Origin of the sequence: Haloarcula halophila, from assembly GCF_029278565.1 — an archaeon.
GTDB lineage: Archaea > Halobacteriota > Halobacteria > Halobacteriales > Haloarculaceae > Haloarcula > Haloarcula halophila.
Genome location: NZ_CP119560.1, coordinates 469,044 through 488,485 on the forward strand (window position 1 = coordinate 469,044; position 19,442 = coordinate 488,485).

Sequence of the window (19,442 nt, forward strand, 5' to 3'; positions counted from 1 at the left end):
GTCGGCTCTCTGGACGGCGTCGCCACCTCATACCCCCCTTGGACGCATCGACCTCCGACAGCGGACGTCGCTACTCCCGTCCCAGTAGACGAGGGAGTCCAACGCGATGACCACTGACCAGTCCCCGGACTCGACGGCTAGTGGCGCAACTGACGGGGGAGCCGAGTCGGCCACTCAGCGAGAGGGGCGTACCCCCGACAGCGTCGCGGAACAGAACTGGCTACTGGAAACGGACGACAGTGCCCCCCGTCGCGATAGACAGGTACTCGTTGTGGGAGAGACCGTCGTCGGGCGTACACTCACCCTCTTGCTCCATCGAGAGGGCTACGATCCACTACTCGTGCGCCAGTCCAGTGACTCTATCGAGTCGCGAGCGACGTTCCTCCCTCAGCCAGCGTGTCGGGTCATGGACTCGCTCGCGATCGACACAGCCTCGTCGGACCACGGGGTTCCAGTCCAGCGTGTCTCGTTCGAACAGGGCAGGACCTCGGCGAAACCGTCGTCTGTCACCACGGCGGCCAGTAGCCCGGGCGATCCCGGCGCGGTTGTCGTGGATACGCCGTGGCTCACAGACGCGCTGGAGGCGACGCTTCCGGATCGACACCGCAGTACTGATCGCGCTCTCGCCACGCTCTCGCCACGAGACGATGGGTTGGAAGTCACGTTCGAGGACGGCATCACCGAGTGGTTCGACGTGCTCGTCGATGCCACTCTCGACGGTGTGGCACACGGGCGGACACGCACCACCGAACCAGCTACAGCGACGCTGGCACAGTACGAGGCGGTGGCCGACACGCAGCCGGTCGACTCGCGACAGGTTCGGGAGGCCTGGTATTCGAACGCTTTCGTGCAACGACTCCCCGTTTCCGGCGGCGAGGCAACCCTCGTCCGTCTCACAGTTCCACAGACAGCAGTTGAGTCGATCTCGCCCAGCGAGGGATTCCACGCCCTGAACGACGAAGGCGGTCCCGAAATCGGGGGCGGGCTTCCACCTGTAGACGAGTGGGAGTCGACCGTCGTTCGACAGTGTGTCGACTGTGGAGACAGCGACCGGACACTGTGGGGGGGCGATCGGATCGTGTCATGTGGTCCAGCGGCCTATCCAACAGCGCCGGCAACCGGGTTTTCACCCTGGTTCGGCATCGAGAGTGGTCGCAGATTGCTCTCCGAACTGACGCGCCGGAACCGCTCGGTGTCGGACGTGATCGATGCGTACACGCGCCAGCGACACCAGCGACTCGGCACGCTTCGACGGACAGTCCAAGAGACACGGGAAGCCCACGCGTACCCGGTTCTGGAATCGGCCCCGACGGTACTGGAGCGGGTCGCTGAACTCCGACAACTGGCGCTGGGGTCGTTCCTCGATAGTCGGTTACGGGCGATCCAGTGGGGGAGCCAGACCCTCCCTGACCAGTCTCGGTAGTCAGTCATCCTCGCCAAACAGCAGTTCGAAGGTCTGCTGCTCTGCGAGTCGGAGGTGTTTGTTGAACGTCGGCTGTGTAATATCCAGCCGAGTCGCGACCTCGCTCCCGTCGTGTTCGCGGGGCCACTCGAAATACCCTGCAGCGAGTGCCGTTCGGACGACCTCCAGTTGCCGGTCAGTGAGCGCTGTCTGGACCTGCTCGCTCAGTTCAGATGGTGTCCGGTCCTGGCGCTGGAGCTGACGCTGTGCGGTGAGTGAAAGCGACGGGGCGACGTCTCGAATCCGCTCGACAAACGATCGCACGTCTGCCTGTCGTGGCACCTCGACGAGGAGGGTCGTCTCACCGGGCTCGGCGACAGCCTCCCGGAGGATACCACCGTACTCGGCGATCGGGGAGCCGAACCAGTCAGTCGCGTGCGCCTCGACCAGGGTCGATGCCGGCCCGGCAGTGACGACGTCGACTACCCCGGGGAGGCGCTGCTCGGCGATCTCGATCGCGTCGGTCGGGACATCGCCTTCGAAACTGAAGTAGAGGGTCGTGGACCCCTCCTGCCCGGCAGCCGTCCGTTCGAGTCTGACGCGACAGTCCGCGTCGGTTGCCGCCTGTGCGAACGGGAGTGTCTCGCCAGCACCGCGGAACTCTAGTTCGACGGTCTCGTCGGATTCGAGGGCCCGACGGCGCTCGATCGCTGCCAGCGCGTTCGCGATGGTGGCCCCGAGTTGGGAGAGAACGTCGCGTTCGCGCTTGCCGAACTCGTTGGGTGACTCGGAGCCGACAGTCAACACACCACGTGTGACGTCGTCGTAGGTCAGCGGGACCGCACAGAGGGATTGGTACCCCTCGGAGAGTCCGATCCGTCGCCAGTCGTCTGCTGGCCCATCGCCGACGAGCGAGTCTTCGACCTCCAGTTGATCGGTCGTCCAGGCATCGACTGCGGGATGTGGGTCCACCGTCTCACCCGCCGTCGTCAGATCCATTGATTCGACGTATCGGGCCGTCGTCCCGACGATCGCTCGGGGTACGAAACGGTCGGATCCGGCGTCGACGCCGCCGATCCACGCCAGATCGTACGGTCCCGTCTCGGCGAGGCGCTCACAGACTGCCTGTTCCACGTCGGCACTGCTCGAGGCCTCGGTGATCGCGGCCTCGACCCGCTGTGTGAGGCGAGCGATACGGTCCAGCCGTTCCGCTCGCTCCGTCTGTGTCTGCAACTCCTCCTCTCGAGCGGCGAGCCGTCGCTGGCCTTCGAGATGATTGAGTGCTGCCTCCAGCGTCGCGGCGAGCACGTGGGCGGCCTGAACGGACTCCGCACCTAACGACCCGTCGGGAGTCCCCACTAGGAGGGTGCCGTGGCTCCCGAGTGAGAGCGCGCGCCAGGCTGAGAGAGCCGCCAGCCCTGTTGGAGGCCCGGACTCGGCTTGCCCGCTGTGAGAACACCGTATCTGTTCGACCCCGTCGGATGTGACGCTCGTGCCAGCCGCGAACCCCTCCCAGAGTGGGCTCTCGCCCGGACCGATGGGGTCGCTCGCCATGTCTGTAGGGAGTTGCCCGGCCAGTACCTCCGGTCTGAGGACCCCCTCATCGTCGTCGTACAGGAAGGCCCCGACGGCAGGGAGATTGAGGGTCTCGGCGGCCGCCTCGACGGCGATTCGCGTCGCCTCTTCGGGTGTGTCCGCCGTGGCGAGATCGTCGGTCGCGTTATCGAACGAGGCCATACGTCGCTCTCGCCGTTTCCGCTCGGTGATGTCTCGACTGACGACGACGAGCCGTGTCTGACCATCGTCCCACTCGGTCGGGTAGTAGTCCGACTTGACCCAGCGGGTCGCTCCATCGGGGCGTCTGATTCGATACTCCTTGGAGTAGCTCTCTGCCGCCGTTCCGGCTCGAACAGCAGCGACGATGTCCTCGACGAACTGTCGGTAGGCGTCTGCATCCTGTGGGTGGAGCGTGTCGAAGAACCCCTCGTCGTACGTCTCGGTGAGTTCCTCGAGCGACTGTCCCCAGATATCCTCGTAGCCGGAACTCACGTACTCGGGGGCCTGTGATCCGGAGGTGATCGCCTCGGCGCGCGTGATGAGGATCGCTTCGTCGATCCGATCGAGGACCGCACGGAGTCGCCGTTCGCTACGGCGCCGATCAGTGACGTCCCGACTGAGTGAGACGTGGCGCTGTTCCCCGTTGAGTTCGATACTCGTTCCTTTCACCTCCAGCCAGCGGATCTCCCCGTCGCTGGTCTCGACGGCCCACTCTGTCTGCTTGGGCCCGTCGGCGTCGAGTACCGTTTCGATGAACTCCTTCGCGCGGTCGATCGTATAGCCCTGCTCGGCCGGGCTGAATCCGGGGATTCCCATCTCCAGTATCTCCTCGCGGTCGTATCCCAGCATGTCACAGAACGTCTCGTTGGCGTCGACGAGTTCTGCCGTGTCAGGATCGTGGACCGTGATCGAGTCGGTGACGCCGTCGAAGATCTGTTCGTACTCGCGCTCGCGGCGCTTGCGTTCGGTGATATCATACAGGAGCGCGACAATGCGTTGCTCGCCCGCGATCTCACCCAGCTCGTGTCTCGCTCGGACCCATACCGTCTCACCGTTTGCCGCCTCCAAGGCCCACTCGAACTCCTGTCCGCCCTCACGCGCGGACTCCTGGATCAGCCGTCTGGCTTCCTGGGCACTGGCACCCTCGTCCGTGGCCTGGAACTCCGACAACGGTCGCTCGATGAACGCCTCGCGGTCGTATCCGAGCAGCTCTGCCATCTGTCTGTTGACGGTGACCACGTCACCACTCTCCGGGTCGTGGACGACGATTCCGTCACCGGCCATCTCGAATATCTGTTCGTACTCGCGCTCACGGCGCGTGCGTTCGGTGATGTCCTCGACACGGCCGACGACGCGGTCGACTTCGCCACGCTCGTTTGTGATCGGGAACCGGGTGACGGTGACCCATCGTGTCTCACCGTCCCGGTCGATACGGTACTGACCTTCGTACGTTTCCTGTGGCTCGCCGGCAGCCACGTCGTCGATCAATCGCTGGACGTCGGCCTCGTATCTCTCACGGTCGTCCGGGTGAGCGACGTCGACGAACGATGTCGGCTCCTCGTACAGTTCCTCGACAGGCCGTCCGTAGATGTCCTCGTACGCCGGGTTGATGTACAGCATCTCCGAGTAGTCTGCCGTCGTGAGATAGACGATCTCGTCGATATGTTCGGCGATGAGACGGAACCGACGCTCACTTTCACGGCGTTCCCGGGCCTGCTGGACCCGGTCGAGTGCCGTCGTCGCGTGTCGCGCGAGGATTCGCGTTGCGTCGAGCGTGACCGTGTCGATCTGGCCGGCTCCCGGCGCTGCTGCGGCGACGAGACCGTGACCGTCGAGCGGGACGAGAACTGTCTCTGTGGATTGGTCTTCGTCGGGCTCCGTCTCAGACTCGACACGTAGTGCTTCCGCTTGGTACGCATCGTACGGCACCGAACCAGGCTCGATCAGATCGGACCCCGTCAAGCCCGCTGTGAGACCACGCTCCGAGTCGCTACGCACGACCGGGGCTAGTTCCGGGCCGTCGTCCGTCGCACGCCAGCAGGCCGGCGCTGTCAGGTCGAGGACCTCTGTGATGGCATCCGCAACGGCCTCGTACACGGCCTGTTCCGTCTCGGCGGTCTGGACGGCTTCGGTCGACTCGTGGAGAGAACGGACCATCTTCTCACGTCGCTTTCGTTCCGTGACGTCGGTGTACCAGACGTACGCATCGGCCACTCCACTCTCGCCCCGGCCAGCATCGAAGTGAATTACGTTGAACAGAAACTCGCGGGTTCCGCTCGCTGTCTGCCGTGGTGCGGTCGCGTTGACACGGTCACCGCTCGCTGCTTGCCGTCGGAAGCGGTCGAAGTCGGCGTGTTCGTCCTCCGGAACGAGCATCTCTTCGACAGAGGCCCCGACAACCTCGTCGGCAGCGAATCCGAAGACCGTCTCGAATGCGGGGTTGATCTCTCTGATAATCGGCTCGTCGTCCTCCTCAAACCGAACCCGGACGACTGGGTCGGGGTTGTTCTCGAACAGTATCGATCGTCGATCCCGTTCCTGTTCGAGTCGTCGCTCGTACTCTGTGCGCGCGGTCACGTCCCGGGACAGGGCGAGAACGCGGTCCTCCCCCGCAATGGTGGCCGGTGTCAACTTCGTCTCCAACCGTCGCTGCTCCCCGGCAGCAGTTTCGATCGTCCACTCGACGGTCTGGGCTTCTCCGGTCGCCGCGACACGTCGCTGGCGATCGTAGAGTGTTCCTGGCCCGGAGCCAGCATCGGACACACTGAGTCCACCGAGACCCATCTCCAGCAGCGTCGCGCGGTTGTATCCCGTCAGTTCGGTCATCGTCTGATTGACGTCGACGATCCGTTCCTTCCAGGGATCGTGGACGGTGATGACGTCGTTGACGTTGTCGAACACCTGCTGGTACTTCCGTTCCTCTCGACGCCGTTCAGTGATATCCACCGACGTGGTTAGCACTACCTCACGGCCACCGACGTGGACTGTTCGCAGGCGTGCTTCTGTCCACCGAACCCCGTCCGCGGCTGTCTGGAGTGGCCATTCGATCTCGATTTCCTCGTCTTGCTCCGTAACACTCGACACAACCCGCGTTATCCACTCGTGGTCGTATCCGGGGATATCGGCGGTGAACTCGCCGATTTCCATCGACTCTGTCTCCGCCCGATCCTGGCCAAGTAGTTCACAGAGTGTCTCGTTGGCGTGGAGCATCTCACCCGTGTCCGGATCGTGGAGAATGGCGACGCCCCCGATATTGTCGAAGATCTCGCGCGCGCTCGTCTGTGCACGTTCCCGTTCGACGATTTCTCGCAAGCGCTCTCCCAGTACACCTGGGGCTGTCTCGGCTAGTCCGCGCGGAAGCCACTCTGCCGTACCGACCGACAACACGTCCCCGATCAACTCCTCCTCGGCACTCCCCGCTAGTACGACTACCGGTGTATCCGGACGTTCAGCCGTCCACTGCTGTACGATGTCGACGACACTGTCCTCTCGCAGGCCGCTGCGTACGAGCAGACAATCGGTCTCCGGGGCCGCGTCCCCGTGGTCCCCCCATGTCGTTCTCGTGTCGAGTGAGAGCCCAGCCCCCTGTTCCAATGCCGATCGAAGCTCGCTGTCCGGATCCTCCCCCACAAGCAGGAACGAAAACGAGCGAGAGCCACCTGCAAACATAGATACTACCTGATACTCAACGCCCGTAAATTGCTGGTAAGGAGTCACGATAGCGTCCAGACGACGCAGTATCCGAGTGGCTACAGTTCGCCGGCAATTGCGAGCGCCCGGTCGGTCGAACCCTCAACGACAACCGCAGTGGTCACGCCGTCGTCGGTCCACGCCACGACGGCACGGTCCGCAACTGTTTGGACAGCAACCGTCTGGCCATCGATCGTCTCCGTGGTCGCGTTCTCGGTCAGCCGGTCGAACCGGTCGGTGGCGGTCGTCGAAATGACAGTGACGTTCCGCCCATCACTGTCGTACTGCTGCCCAACGACCGTTTCTCCCTGCCGGACAGTGACTGTCGCCTCGGCGAAGGTCGCATCCGGACTGGGGAGTTCAAGATCGGTCGCCGTCTGTGCGGCGTCGAACTCCTCGTAGCTGTCGACCGTCGTCAGCGAGACTCGGTCAGTCGGCGGATCGAAGGTGCTGTCGTGAATCGAGACGTTGAACGCCGTCGACTGGACTGAAACGACCGTGCTGTTAGTGCCATCGGTCGCCTCCGATCGGACGACGCGTGAGTCATCCTGGGAGACCCACAGCGTCGTGGTGCCGTCAACCTCTGGATGGGTCAGTTCGACCTCGTACGTGTCAGTTCCGTCGATCGACGGCGTCCCGACGACCGTCGCAGAGACGTTCGAGGCGTTCATGCTCGGCAGCCCCTGCTCGCTGAACCGATCTTCGGCGTCGTCAGACAGTCGCTCATCAGGTGCGACAGTGTCGTCGAAGGCCTCGCCGTTGGCGAGTGAGTCGACCGGGTACGCGACAGAGCGGTTCGGGCCGACCGCCCACGCAACGGTACCGTTCGTACCTGCTCGGTACGTCTCCCCATCATGGGAGATAATGGTCCGGCTCCGGTTGTCGGCCGTCGCCGCCATCTCAACCGTCGCAGTGGCCGATTCACTGCCGTTGCTGACGGTCACTGTGGCCTCGGTTGTGATCGTCTCAGCGCTCTCATACCGCTGCTCAACGCTGTCCAGTACCTCGTCGCCAGAAGGCTGCTGGAGCGTCTCGATCGCCGTCGCTGACCCTGCCAGTGTGGCAGCGATCACAACGAGAGCGACGAGCATTCGACTCCCGTCCAGTCTTGCACTCATCATATAATATTATGGCTGGACGTTCAAATACGTTCGTGCCGTGGGGACTCCGAGACAACCCTGATACACCTCCCGGCCTAAGGATAAATGAATGGCACAGGCAGAAACGGATGACGTTGTTACGCTGTCGGATGTGCGAAAGCGCTACGATGTTGGCGGCGTTGTCGAAGCGTTGGCCGGGGTGTCGCTCTCACTACCAGCGGAGTCGTACACAGCCGTTATGGGCCCAAGCGGCTCGGGAAAAAGTTCACTGTTGAACCTCGTCGGTGGGCTAGACACACCGACTGAGGGGACTGTTACCGTCGGCGAGCAGGAACTATCGACAGCAACCGAAGCCGAACGGGCCGCGATCCGCGGGAGCCAGGTCGGCTTCATCTTCCAGACGTTCAATCTGATGCCAAGGCTCACAGCTGTCGAGAACGTCGCGATGCCGCTGGTCTTCGACGAGTGGGGCCGGGCCGAGCGCCACGAGCGTGCCCGTGAGCTGCTGGCCGATGTCGGTCTCGGCAAGCGATTGGACCACAAACCGACCGAACTCTCAGGTGGCCAGCGCCAGCGGGTCGCGATTGCCCGTGCGCTCGCTCCGAACCCGGAGCTGATTCTGGCCGACGAGCCGACCGGCAACGTCGATACTGAGACTGGCGATCAAATTATGGGTCTCCTCGACGACCTCCATGCGGCTGGGAACACGATCCTGCTGGTCACCCACGAGCGCCGAATCGCTGAACACGCCGGTCGGGTCGTCCACGTGCGCGACGGTGTCATCGAACGGATCGAGGAGCTGAGTGGCTGATGGACCCCAGAGAATCAGCTACCATCGCCCTGCGCTCGATCCGTTCACACAAGCTTCGCTCGACGCTGACGGTCATAGGCGTCGTCATCGGCATTGCCTCGGTCGTCACGTTCGCGACGTTCGGCGCGAGCGTCGAGTCCGAAATCGTCGGCGGTATCGCCGACTCCGGCGCAAACAACGTCTACGTGTTCGGCCAGCCGAACAACGAGGAAGGATTCGATCAGGCGCTGCAACCAGTGTTTACCGAGTCTGACATCGACAATCTCGGAACGATTCCGGGGGTGGAAACCGTCGTGCCGCGCGGGAGGATCCCAGTAAACTCGGTGATCCATCGGGGCGACACAGTGTCGGTCCAGGAGACGACGGCGACCACGCCCGACGCGGTCACGAACGAGACGCTCGTCGCCGGCCGCGGCTTCCACACTGGTGAAAACGAAACCGTCCTCAACCGAGCGGCGGTCGAGACAACCTTCGAGGAGAACGTCTCCGTCGGGGACGAAATTACCGTCCAGCGAACGGACCAGACATGGAACCTAACTGTCGTCGGCATCGTCAACGGAACCCGCGGCGAGCTTCCGGTTGGCAATTTCGGCCCACAGCCCGAGTTCTACGTTCCGGCCGACCCCTACTATCAGGCTATCGTCGAGAGTCCGTCGGCCAACGCCCGACAGCGAGCGTATCCACAACTCACTGTCGTCTCGGAGCCAGCCGAGACGCTGTCGGTTACCGACGCCGTCGAACGCTATTTGCAGGCGGAATCCGACGCTCGGCAGCTCGCCCCTGACGGGGTCGAACTGGTCGCTCGAACCAGCGGCGACTTCGCCGAGCAGATCAGCGATGTGATTCAGCAGATTACCCGATTCGTCACGGGGATTGCCGTCATCGCCTTGGTTGTCGGCGCGATCGGCATCGCCAACATCATGCTCGTCAGCGTAACCGAACGTACCCGGGAGATCGGGATTATGAAGGCCGTCGGCGCACGGAACCGCGACGTGATGGAGCTATTCTTGCTGGAAGCGACGTTGCTAGGCACTTTCGGGGCGTTACTCGGGCTCCCGCTGGGCCTGATCGTCGGTTGGGGTGCAACCCGGTACGCTGAGGTCGGCTTCGCGTTCGCACCCTTCTGGTCGGCGCTAGCCGTCGGCGTCGGCGTGCTGGTCGGCGTCGTCGCGGGCCTCTACCCGGCGTGGCGCGCCGCCCGCGTCGATCCGATCGACGCGCTCCGATACGAGTAGGGGTACCCCAAGGTCGTCGACCACAAGCCGTGTGTGGCCGTTTTTACTCCTCCGCTTCCCTTTGTTCCCAGCAAGCGAGATATCGGTGGGCGGTCGCCAAAGAGTGATAAGAATAGTATTTGATAAAGCTTCATTCTGGTCTTGCTTCTCGCAGCTTACTCGACGAACTCTTTGACAGTCGATACAGGAGTCTTACTCCTCACTATGATACAGATTAAAAAGCCAATAGGCGACGGCACTTGCAACTATGACACCCAGGATACCAGCTAGCCAGTTCCCCTCAAAAACCAACTCACGTATCCCTCCAGTAGCGCCCCTAAAGGCTATTAAGACGAGTAGGACAAGTGCTAACCGACGAAAAGAAAAGCCGAGTTCCGTTCCCGGGTTCGGCTTGTCTGTATCCACAGTATATGATTTTTCAGCTCTATCTCAATGGTTCTTTCCCCGTTCAATACGCACACCTACCTACCGGCTGTTTCAGCGGGAAAGGTATGGATTCAATAGGAGTTCAACAGAGCCTCGAATTCCGATCCTGCCTTTTACGCTACTCAGAGGCAGTAGCTCCCTCCTTAGAAACTGGTCGTGCTTCTCGCAGCATTCTCAACGGAATAGACCAGCGATCTATACAGAATACGTCTCTAGAGGAATTCGAGCTATTCGGATATTGTCAGGTAACCCGTGCAAGATACAGAGCATAGATTCAGCAGGAACTTAGCGTATCATTTCATGCGATACGAGATACTGGCCTCTCCGAATGAGAGCTCGCACTTACTCAACGACTAACATCTTGTTAGCACCACGCTGAAACTCGAATGGAACTTCTCGGATATCGGTGGTGTAGCCCTCTGACTGGAGGTCCTTGACAAGTGTCTCAGCGATGTCGGACTGGTCGGCATCGAACCCATGCAGTGGGAACACGCGGAGTTGAGCGCCAACCCGGCATAACTCTCGGATAGTTTCGAGGTGAAACTCGTAGGACAACCGGTCGTCGTAGAGGAACAGAAAGTGTGCCGAAAGGACGAGATCAAACGCGTGATCGTCAAACGGGGTCGCTGGCAGATCCGCATAGACGTATCGGTCGCCGTTGTGGGCATAGTCAGACAGGAAGCGTGAGGCTGCCCGTTCACGGTAGGCCCTGAGTTCAGAAACATCGTCGTAGAACTCCCACACGTATAGATCTTCGACACCATCGAGAGCATCCATCGCCGTTTCGATATCCTCGGCACAACTACTCGACAACGCAGCCGGCGACCGATTGTACATTTTGTCTGCACCGACAGCCGTAATGTCATGTTCGTGAGCCACTGCCACGAAAGAACAGGGACCAGCAGGACAGTCGAGAATACTTTGTCCGGCCCAGGAAGCGGGATCGAAATCGAACATCTTCTGGTATTCGGTGAATGTTCGCCCTATGAAGGCGAACTCGTCAATCTCGTACTTTTTTGTAGTCATGACTCACCACCCATGTTGACCATATATGTACACTGATGTATAAAAATGTCCGTTTCAGACAGGCACTCTCTCTCTAACTCGAATGCAAGACTCGCGCTCTCCATCTTGCACAGCGTACAGAAAACCTACTGATATTGGCAGGACCGCTGGTGGTCAATACCCACGCTGAGCAGCTGGTTCGTCCCAAGAGTTCTGAACTCAATTCTTGAGTGCTGTACCTTGGCGCCGTATCTGCGTATCCGATTTCCGCTCGTGCGGTGCACGCTAATCAGAGGGTGCAGGTCCCACTATGAAGCTGTTCATGATTATCTCAGCATGCTCAATCGAGTTGTCTAACGATCAGTGCAGGGAGTGGACTGTCCGTTGGTCAACTGCCGCGATTCAGGTCGATCAGTCGGCTTCCTGGGCTCCGTCGCAGATCTGGAGATACGCACTGGTGATCGTCGCCGTTGCGACAGTCGCGCTCACGTCCGTGATAACTCCCTCGACGGTCTTCATAATGGTCCTGCCCTCGATGATCGTCTTCTCGGTCATCGCGTTCTTTTTGAGGATGAAATACGGGGAGTTCAACGCCAGTCCGTAGCGGTGTAGCTCAATAGCCAAGGCCCACGTTGCTCCTGTCCTGAATAACGCGACATATAGCCGGTCGGGTGTGGGGTGTTCCAATGGAAGCACGAAACTCGGGAGGCCATTACCAAGCAACCTGCTTCAGCGGTTGATGCCTGAGAATCAAAGTACTATGCTCTATAGCTGCTCACTTCGCTCTCGTGTCACTTCTCCGATTCCCGCGTTCGCCGAACAGGCGGGGCACGCATACACTGTGCCCTCACCGTCACCAAATACTCGCACGAACCGGTCCGAGACGTGTCCGCCGCAGGTACTGCATTCCGGCATACGGGTCAGTGACCCTCCTCAAGAGCCGACGCTTTGCGACCCAACTCATACTGCCTGTTGAAATCCTCGCGTGGATACGGTATGTGTTCCCAGAGTCGAATGCCTGTGCTATCTATGTCACTCGTTCTGTCTTCCCGTATTGATGATCGTGGGCTATCAAACGCCGTTGTGGATTGGATACAGATGTCTGGTGTCATCGCTCTGAATACCGAATCGCTCCAGTCGTGACTTCGGTGATTCCGATATCAGCGAGTTCGGCTATCACTGCCGGCGGAAGCGTTTCGAGCGTCTCGTCAATCTGTGGGTCAACCGAAACACCATCGATCTTGAGTGCCGATAGCTTCCCGCGGCTACCGTGGGCGGCGACTTCGAATTCAAACGGGCGGTCACGATCGTCAACGGCCTGTACCCAGATCTTCGATAACCCGTTAGCGCTCTCCCAGTGAACACTGTTCGTCACTGTAACCGACCCAGCAGGAGGGACACATGAAGAGCTACACGCTTGGCACTGGCCTGGATGAGGCGAGGTGCCAACGTACTCATATTCGGTTCCACACCGGTAACACTGTAATGTTAGAATCATCGCCTACACTTTTCCAGCAAGAGTTCAGAGCCGCCCCGCTCGTCCCGGGTCAACGTCGATGGCATCAACAGGGCAGACATCGACACAGAGCATACAGTCGATACACTGGTCCTCGTGGATGGGGTCGGCTTTGATTTCGGACTCAGGGTGACCCGGCGTTTCAACCCACTCGAACACGTCAACAGGGCAGTCCTCTAGACAGGCCCCGTCCGCAATACAGATGTCGAAATCCACTGCAACATGGGTCCCGTGGATACCCTGTTTTTGCTCCGTTGGTTCTTCACCATCTGTCGTCCATACCCGATGGTCCTCGTGCCTGTCGACTTCCTCGTAGGTATTCTCGAAACTTGGATCGATAGCCATTGAGATGCCCTCTAGTACATTGGTCTTGTCCAGCAACCAGCTGAACCGGTCACTACCCGAGCGACCCCTCCATCTCCAGTTCGATGAGGCGGTTCAGTTCGACGGCGTACTCGATGGGCAGTTCCTCCGTGATCGGCTCGATGAAGCCGGCGACGATCATCTGCTTGGCGTCGTCGTCGTCCAACCCACGGGACTGGAGGTAGAAGACGTCCTCGTCGCCGATCTTCCCAACCGTGGCCTCGTGGGCGACGTCGACCTTGTTCTCCTGGATCTCCATGTACGGCATGGTGTCCGACGTCGATTCGTTGTCGAACATCAGCGCGTCACACTCGACGGAGGTCGAGGAGTCCTCGGCGCCGTCGGCAATGTGGACGAGGCCACGGTAGTTCGTGCGGCCGCCGTCCTTCGCGATGGACTTGGACTCGATGGTGGACTTCGTGTCGGGCGCGTTGTGGTAGACCTTCGCGCCGGTGTCGATGTCCTGACCCTCGCCGGCCATGGCGATGGTGATGTGGTTGTCCGTCGCGCCCGGACCCTTGAGGACGGTCGAGGGGTACAGCATCGTGGCCTTCGAGCCCATCGAGCCCGAGACCCACTCCATCGTCCCGTCGGCCTCACAGATCGCGCGCTTGGTGTTAAGGTTGTAGGTGTTTTTCGACCAGTTCTGCACGGTCGAGTACTGGACGTGGGCGTTCTCGCCGACGAACACCTCGACGCCACCGCTGTGGAGGTTAAACGCGGAGTACTTCGGCGCGGAGCAGCCCTCGATGTAGTGGACTTCGGAGTTGTCCTCGGCGATGATGAGCGTGTGCTCGAACTGGCCCATCCCCTCGGAGTTCATCCGGAAGTACGCCTGAACGGGCATGTTGACCGTGGTGTCCTCCGGGATGTAGACGAAGGAGCCACCGGACCACACCGCACCGTGGAGGGCGGCGAACTTGTTGTCGCTTGGGGGAACGCACTTCGTCATGAAGTGCTCCTTGACGAGTTCTTCGTGCTCCTGGACGGCCTTGTCCATGTCACAGAAGATGACGCCTTTCTCCTCCCAGCGCTCCTGCATGTTCTGGTAGACAATCTCCGATTCGTACTGGGCGCCCACGCCCGAGAGGGCGTTCTTCTCGGCTTCGGGGATGCCCAGTTTGTCGAAGGTGTCCTGGATCTCCTCGGGGAGGTCCTCCCAGGATTCGGCACCGCCGCGGGTTTCGATGTCCGGGCGGATGTAGGGGACAATATCGGCGATGTCGACTTCCGAGAGGTCCGGCGCACCGGGCCAGCCAGTCGGCATCGGCATCTCCTGGAACTGCTTGAGCGCGCGCAGGCGACGCTCGAGCATCCATTCGGGCTCGTCCTTGTCTTCGGAGATGACTCGGACGGTCTCCTCGGTGAGGCCCTTCTCGGTCTCGAAGGCGGATTTTTCCTCCTTCTTGAACTCGAAGCGGGCTTCGGTATCGGTCTCTTTGAGGTGATCCTGGTCTGAGCTCATGTATCAGATATTGAGTCGAGGGGTTAAAAATTTCTAGGTCAATCAGAGGTATTATTTTGTCTGAACCGTATGCTATTTTTTAAATCAAAAATATTTTTGTGCCCGCGTAATATGGGTTGGTATGGGAAAGACAGACAATTGCACCCGAGGAATTGCCCCAGCTACCGGGAGCCGTAGTCTTTCCCAACTCCTATCAGAGTGGCACAGAGGACCGGCGACTCGGCTTCTCTGTGCTACTCTCTACAAATAGATAAAAAATAAGCTTATTAAAACAAGCAAGGTAACGGTATATGAAACTAAATGACCTTTTCATTTGATACCACTTACAAAAATTTAGACTCGGACCTCTATTCGAGAGTAACGCCAAAAAGTATCGCTAACCCCGAAATTTTGCTTCTCAATGACGGGCTATGTGCTGATCTTGGATTGGATACAGCAAAGCTCAATGCTAAAATTCTAGCAGGCCAAGATCTCTTGGAAGAGTCAATTGCCCAAGCATATGCAGGCCACCAGTATGGAAGTTTTACAGTTCTGGGCGATGGGAGAGCGATGATACTCGGTGAACATGTAAACGATGGCAATAGATACGATATTCAACTGAAAGGGGCTGGTCGAACGCCGTACTCGGGAAGAGGCGATGGCAACGCGACTGTCAGCTCAATGCTCAGAGAGTATCTCTATTCATATGCGATGCAGAATTTAAAAATCAAAACATCGAGAAGTCTGGCAGTCGTCGAAACTGACGAAGCAGTCGAACGACGGCAGACAGAACCTGGGGCCATCCTTGTCCGAGTGATGAACAGCCACATTCGATACGGGACCTTCCAGTATGTTGCGGGTCAGGCATCCGACGAACTACAGCGGTTCACTGACTATGTTATCAACAGGCACTACCCGCAGCTAAATGCGAAAGATCGCACATATCTAGCGTTCTTCGATGCAGTCATGCAGTCGTCAATTGAGATGGTTGTCGACTGGCTGCGTGTCGGATTCATCCATGGCGTCATGAATACGGACAACATGAGTATCAATGGAGAAACATTTGACTACGGACCATGTGCCTTCATGAATTACTATGATGAGGAGACGGTCTTCAGCTCGATCGACAAGCACGGCCGATATGCATTCGGAAATCAGCGACCCATCTTGCGGTGGAATCTTGAACGATTTGCAGAGGCACTCCAACCGCTGTGTACGCAATCAGCGCTCACATATGATGAACTCGAAGGCAAACTGGACGAATTTGAGGATCGCTTTGATGCGCAATACTACACGATGATGCGGAAGAAACTGGGAATCAACTCAGATGGTGAGGACAGACTCGTCGATGAATTCATAGAGTGGCTTCGCAAATCGAACGCAGACTATACCAATACCTTCCTCGAATTAGAAACGCCAGGTACATTTGATTATCCGGTGTTTGCAACCGAGGAATTCGAACAGTTGAGGAATAAGTTGGCTGCTGTCGGCCTAGATGAGAAGTTGATGCAGGAAGCCAATCCGCGGTATATCCCCCGCAACTACCTAGTTGAAGTGGCACTGGGAGAGTATCTCGAAACTGGGGATCTATCCAAATTTAAGGAGCTATTGACCGTGTTGGAAAATCCCTATACATCGAAGGATATGGGTTCACAATTCAAGCAACCACCGCCGCGAGAATTTGATTCAGAGTATACAACGTACTGTAATACGTGAGCGGATATTACCAAAATGAGCATAGTCATCAATTTTAACAGCGTCAGTCGTCCTTTGGCTCACCCCCGTCGGTCAACGCGGACTTCTCCTCGTCCTCGCCGCCGTCGGTGATGGCCGTCTCCAGCTTGCGGTCGAACCAGGTCCACTCCTTGTTGAGCATCCCGTCGCGTTCGAGGTCCCACGGGTCGCCGTCCTCGACTTTTGGCCCCTCCAACCAGGACTGGAGAAGGTTCCAGACGAATATAAGCTGGCCGACTAGTAGAATGAACGCGCCGACAGTGGCCAGTTGGTGGAACGTCGAGACCTGTGCCAGCGGCGCGATTGCGCCGTCGAGCTGGTAGGTCGCATACCGGCGGGGCATACCCAGATAACCGAGTGCCAGCATCGCGAAGAACGTGAGGTTAGTCCCAACCATCGAGAGCCAGAAGTGGGCTTTCCCGAGCGTCCGCTGGTACATTCGGCCGGTAAAGATGGGAAACCAGTAATAGATGCCCGCAAATATACCGAAAGCGAGTGCCCCCATTAGAACATAGTGGAAGTGGCCGACCACATAGTAGGTGTCGTGCAGAATGAGATCGATGGGTACCGAGGCGAGGAAGACACCGGTGACACCGCCGATGATGAAGTTCGAGACGAAGCCGATACAGAACAGCATTGGCGTGGCCAGTCGCAGGCGGCCGTTCCACATCGTCGTAATCCAATTGAACGTTTTCACTGCGCTCGGGATGGATATCGCAATCGAGACGGCCATAAACGAGGCCCGCAAGCGTGGGTCCATTCCGGTCGAGAACATGTGATGGGCCCATACGCCAAAGGAGAGGACGCCGATAGCCAGCGTCGAGTAGACGACGAACTTGAACCCGAACAGCTTTCGACCAGCGAACTTCGGTAGGATAAGACTCACCAGTCCCATCGGCGGGAGCACCAGAATATACACCTCGGGGTGGCCGAAGAACCAGAACAGGTGTTGCCACAACAGCGGACCACCGCCCTCGACAGCGAAGAACGTCGTCGAGAGGTTGCGGTCCATGAGCAACATCACGAGAGCGCTGCCCAGCAACGGAAATGAAAAGAGGATGAGCGCCGACTGGGTGAGAACAGTCCACGAGAACATATCGAGGTTTGCCCAGTTGACGTCCTCGCCGCGCTCGGTAAAGACAGTCACAATGAAGTTGATGGCTCCCAACGTCGTCGCGACTCCGGAGAGGTGCAGGCCAAGCAACATCAGGTCGACGCCGGGGTTGGCCTGCTCGACCGACAGCGGCGTGTACATCGTCCAGGCGGTCTGGGCCGGCTCGATCATGTTCTCGGTGACCGGTGCGAGGAAGAAGCCGGCCCAGATGAGCAGGGCCGCCGGCGGTAGCAACCAGAAGGCGATGGCGTTGATCCGCGGGAACGCCATGTCGTCGGCCCCGATCAGCAGCGGGATGAAGTAGTTCGCGAAGGCCGCGATGATCGGCGTCCCGAACAGGAACAGCATCGTGATGCCGTGACTAGTAAGTATAGAATTGTACGCGCTCGGTCCAAGAATCGCTCCCCCCGGAACGATGAGCTGGATGCGGATGAGCATCGCCATGATACCTCCGACCGCGAAGGCGATGATGGCGTACAGCCCGTACAGCAGTCCGATGTCTTTGTGATCGACGGTCGTCAGCCAGCGAATTAGCCCAGTGGGTTTCTCGCGGTTGCGGACGACGGCGTCTTTACCGGTCGCTGTTCCACCGCCGGCCAGTGGCGTATACGACCGCCAGTTCTCGATACGCGTGAGTACTGCGGTAATGCCGACGAGGAGGACAGCCATCAGCCCTGTCAGCACTAGATCTCCTACAGCCATTATATGACAAAATAGCACTCTGATTGTATTCTTCTGCAGGTTATCCGTATAACACCTTTATATGGGGTTGCAAAAATTTTGTGCGGTTCTGGTCCTTCCGAACGTGACCACTGATTTCAAAAACCGCATTTATATGAGATAAATTATAATATTTTCGGCCTATCACAATCGGTCAACAGCATCGTTAGGAATGCCAGGACTTGTTCGGTCGCTTCCCCTAGACGACAGCGGAAATCACCACCTTACTTGTCGGACCAGACTAACACTGCGACAATCCCGGCTACCAGAACAATAACATAAGTTACCGTTACGTATCGGGAAATAGGTTCGCAGCTAGACAATAAAATGGCAAATTAAAACCAATGACCGATATTAAAGCCGACATACGGGTCGAGCATCCCGACATAGTGTGTACGAAGTCGGTCACGTACGACCAAAGTTCGAAAGTGATGTCGGTCTCAGAGGCGGGAACTGACCCAACATCTAGAACCTTCTATTACTACATCGAATCGTCCGACTTCCACCTGCTCGAAGAGGGATTACGGAATGATAATACCGTTGCTGAATTCGAACGGGTCATCGAAACCAGAGATCAGGAGGCGATATATTGCGTCGAATACAGTGGCGAAGGGATACTTTTCTCACCGGTGATTTCAGACGCGAATGGTGTTATCCTCAATAAGAAAAATAATGGAAGCGCTTGGCTGTTCACAATCTGGCTGACAGAACGAGCAGACCTGCATCAGATCTGGGACTACGCCCAAGAGAACGACATTGACATCGAGTTACTTCGCGTGAACGAATACGCGAGTTTAGGAAATACGGACGCTGGATTGACCGATAGCCAACGGGAAGCACTCCTCGTCGCACTCGAAACAGGGTATTTCGAAGAACCACGGAACGCAACACTCGACGAAGTCGCCGCTGAGTTGGATATCTCGCAACCTGCAGCGGGTGGTCTCCTCCGACGTGGAATCAGGCGACTCATCATATCGTCCCTGCTAGCTGAGAGCAAAGCTCCAGAGTAACTACGAATCTGACGCCAGTATACTGTGAGGGTTGATGACTGGGTTCTTTCGCGCTGACTATGTGCCCTGGATCTTGCACGACTACCGGAACAGCTCTTGAAGCTGGCACAATCGATACACGAATCACTATGAGTAGCTGGCCGGTCCAAAAATCCAAAATCAACTCTTTAGGAACTGTCCGTTGGCTCTGTGTCTATGTAGTCAACTTTTACTCATACGTCTCACCTACTCAGAGTTGGCAGGTCTCTCCAGGGAATTAGTCGTGCTTCTCCCAGCATGCAAGTAGATGCGACCGGCTAAACACCATTGGCCGGC

The 19,442-nt window shown here is 58.5% G+C and carries 14 protein-coding genes; 6 read left to right on the forward strand and 8 right to left on the reverse strand.

The features are described 5' to 3' along the window. Positions 1-106 precede the first annotated feature (106 nt). Positions 107-1,423, forward strand: coding sequence for an FAD-dependent oxidoreductase (locus P0204_RS18160; RefSeq protein ID WP_276223634.1), 1,317 nt, complete (start codon positions 107-109; stop codon positions 1,421-1,423). Here P0204_RS18160 and P0204_RS18165 read toward each other — a convergent pair whose 3' ends face one another. Then, positions 1,424-6,271, reverse strand: a complete 4,848-nt coding sequence (locus P0204_RS18165; protein ID WP_276223636.1) for a PAS domain S-box protein — start codon at positions 6,269-6,271, stop codon at positions 1,424-1,426. It abuts the gene before it with no gap. A 437-nt stretch (positions 6,272-6,708) separates the two neighbouring features. Further along, the gene (locus tag P0204_RS18170; RefSeq protein WP_276223638.1) at positions 6,709-7,767 is read right to left on the reverse strand and encodes a LolA family protein; all 1,059 of its coding nucleotides are present in this window, start codon (positions 7,765-7,767) and stop codon (positions 6,709-6,711) included. Positions 7,768-7,858: 91 nt separating this feature from the next. Here P0204_RS18170 and P0204_RS18175 point away from each other — a divergent pair, with 91 nt between their 5' ends. Continuing rightward, positions 7,859-8,560, forward strand: coding sequence for an ABC transporter ATP-binding protein (locus P0204_RS18175; RefSeq protein ID WP_276223640.1), 702 nt, complete (start codon positions 7,859-7,861; stop codon positions 8,558-8,560). Continuing rightward, positions 8,560-9,795, forward strand: a complete 1,236-nt coding sequence (locus P0204_RS18180; RefSeq protein ID WP_276223642.1) for an ABC transporter permease — start codon at positions 8,560-8,562, stop codon at positions 9,793-9,795. The genes P0204_RS18175 and P0204_RS18180 overlap by 1 nt, the downstream gene beginning before the upstream one ends. A 768-nt stretch (positions 9,796-10,563) precedes the next feature. On the opposite strand, the gene P0204_RS18185 is transcribed toward P0204_RS18180, so the two are convergent. Further along, complete coding sequence (locus P0204_RS18185) at positions 10,564-11,247, reverse strand: class I SAM-dependent methyltransferase (RefSeq protein ID WP_276223644.1); 684 nt, start codon at positions 11,245-11,247, stop codon at positions 10,564-10,566. A gap of 418 nt (positions 11,248-11,665) precedes the next feature. Here P0204_RS18185 and P0204_RS21170 point away from each other — a divergent pair, with 418 nt between their 5' ends. Then, positions 11,666-11,830, forward strand: a complete 165-nt coding sequence (locus P0204_RS21170) for a DUF7333 family protein (protein ID WP_419181158.1) — start codon at positions 11,666-11,668, stop codon at positions 11,828-11,830. A gap of 161 nt (positions 11,831-11,991) precedes the next feature. Here the strand turns inward: P0204_RS21170 and P0204_RS21175 are convergent, their stop codons facing one another. The 4 genes from P0204_RS21175 to sufB form a co-directional block, all read right to left on the reverse strand. Then, positions 11,992-12,141: a DUF7563 family protein gene (locus P0204_RS21175; protein ID WP_419181157.1), complete on the reverse strand. Its 150-nt coding sequence runs from the start codon at positions 12,139-12,141 to the stop codon at positions 11,992-11,994. A 193-nt stretch (positions 12,142-12,334) separates the two neighbouring features. Then, positions 12,335-12,601, reverse strand: coding sequence for a hypothetical protein (locus tag P0204_RS18195; RefSeq protein ID WP_276223646.1), 267 nt, complete (start codon positions 12,599-12,601; stop codon positions 12,335-12,337). A gap of 147 nt (positions 12,602-12,748) precedes the next feature. Then, on the reverse strand, positions 12,749-13,087 hold the full coding sequence (locus P0204_RS18200) for a 4Fe-4S dicluster domain-containing protein (RefSeq protein ID WP_276223648.1): 339 nt from the start codon (positions 13,085-13,087) through the stop codon (positions 12,749-12,751). Between the two features lie 52 nt (positions 13,088-13,139). Continuing rightward, positions 13,140-14,570: a Fe-S cluster assembly protein SufB gene (gene sufB, locus P0204_RS18205; protein ID WP_276223650.1), complete on the reverse strand. Its 1,431-nt coding sequence runs from the start codon at positions 14,568-14,570 to the stop codon at positions 13,140-13,142. Between the two features lie 300 nt (positions 14,571-14,870). Here sufB and P0204_RS18210 point away from each other — a divergent pair, with 300 nt between their 5' ends. After that, positions 14,871-16,265 (forward strand): protein adenylyltransferase SelO, encoded by a 1,395-nt coding sequence (locus tag P0204_RS18210; RefSeq protein ID WP_276223652.1) that lies wholly within the window; start codon positions 14,871-14,873, stop codon positions 16,263-16,265. Between the two features lie 43 nt (positions 16,266-16,308). Here the strand turns inward: P0204_RS18210 and ctaD are convergent, their stop codons facing one another. Then, positions 16,309-18,099: a cytochrome c oxidase subunit I gene (gene ctaD / locus P0204_RS18215; RefSeq protein ID WP_276223654.1), complete on the reverse strand. Its 1,791-nt coding sequence runs from the start codon at positions 18,097-18,099 to the stop codon at positions 16,309-16,311. 362 nt (positions 18,100-18,461) lie between these two features. Between ctaD and P0204_RS18220 the strand changes: the two genes are divergently transcribed. Then, positions 18,462-19,127, forward strand: a complete 666-nt coding sequence (locus tag P0204_RS18220) for a helix-turn-helix domain-containing protein (protein ID WP_276223656.1) — start codon at positions 18,462-18,464, stop codon at positions 19,125-19,127. The last annotated feature ends 315 nt before the right edge of the window (positions 19,128-19,442 follow it).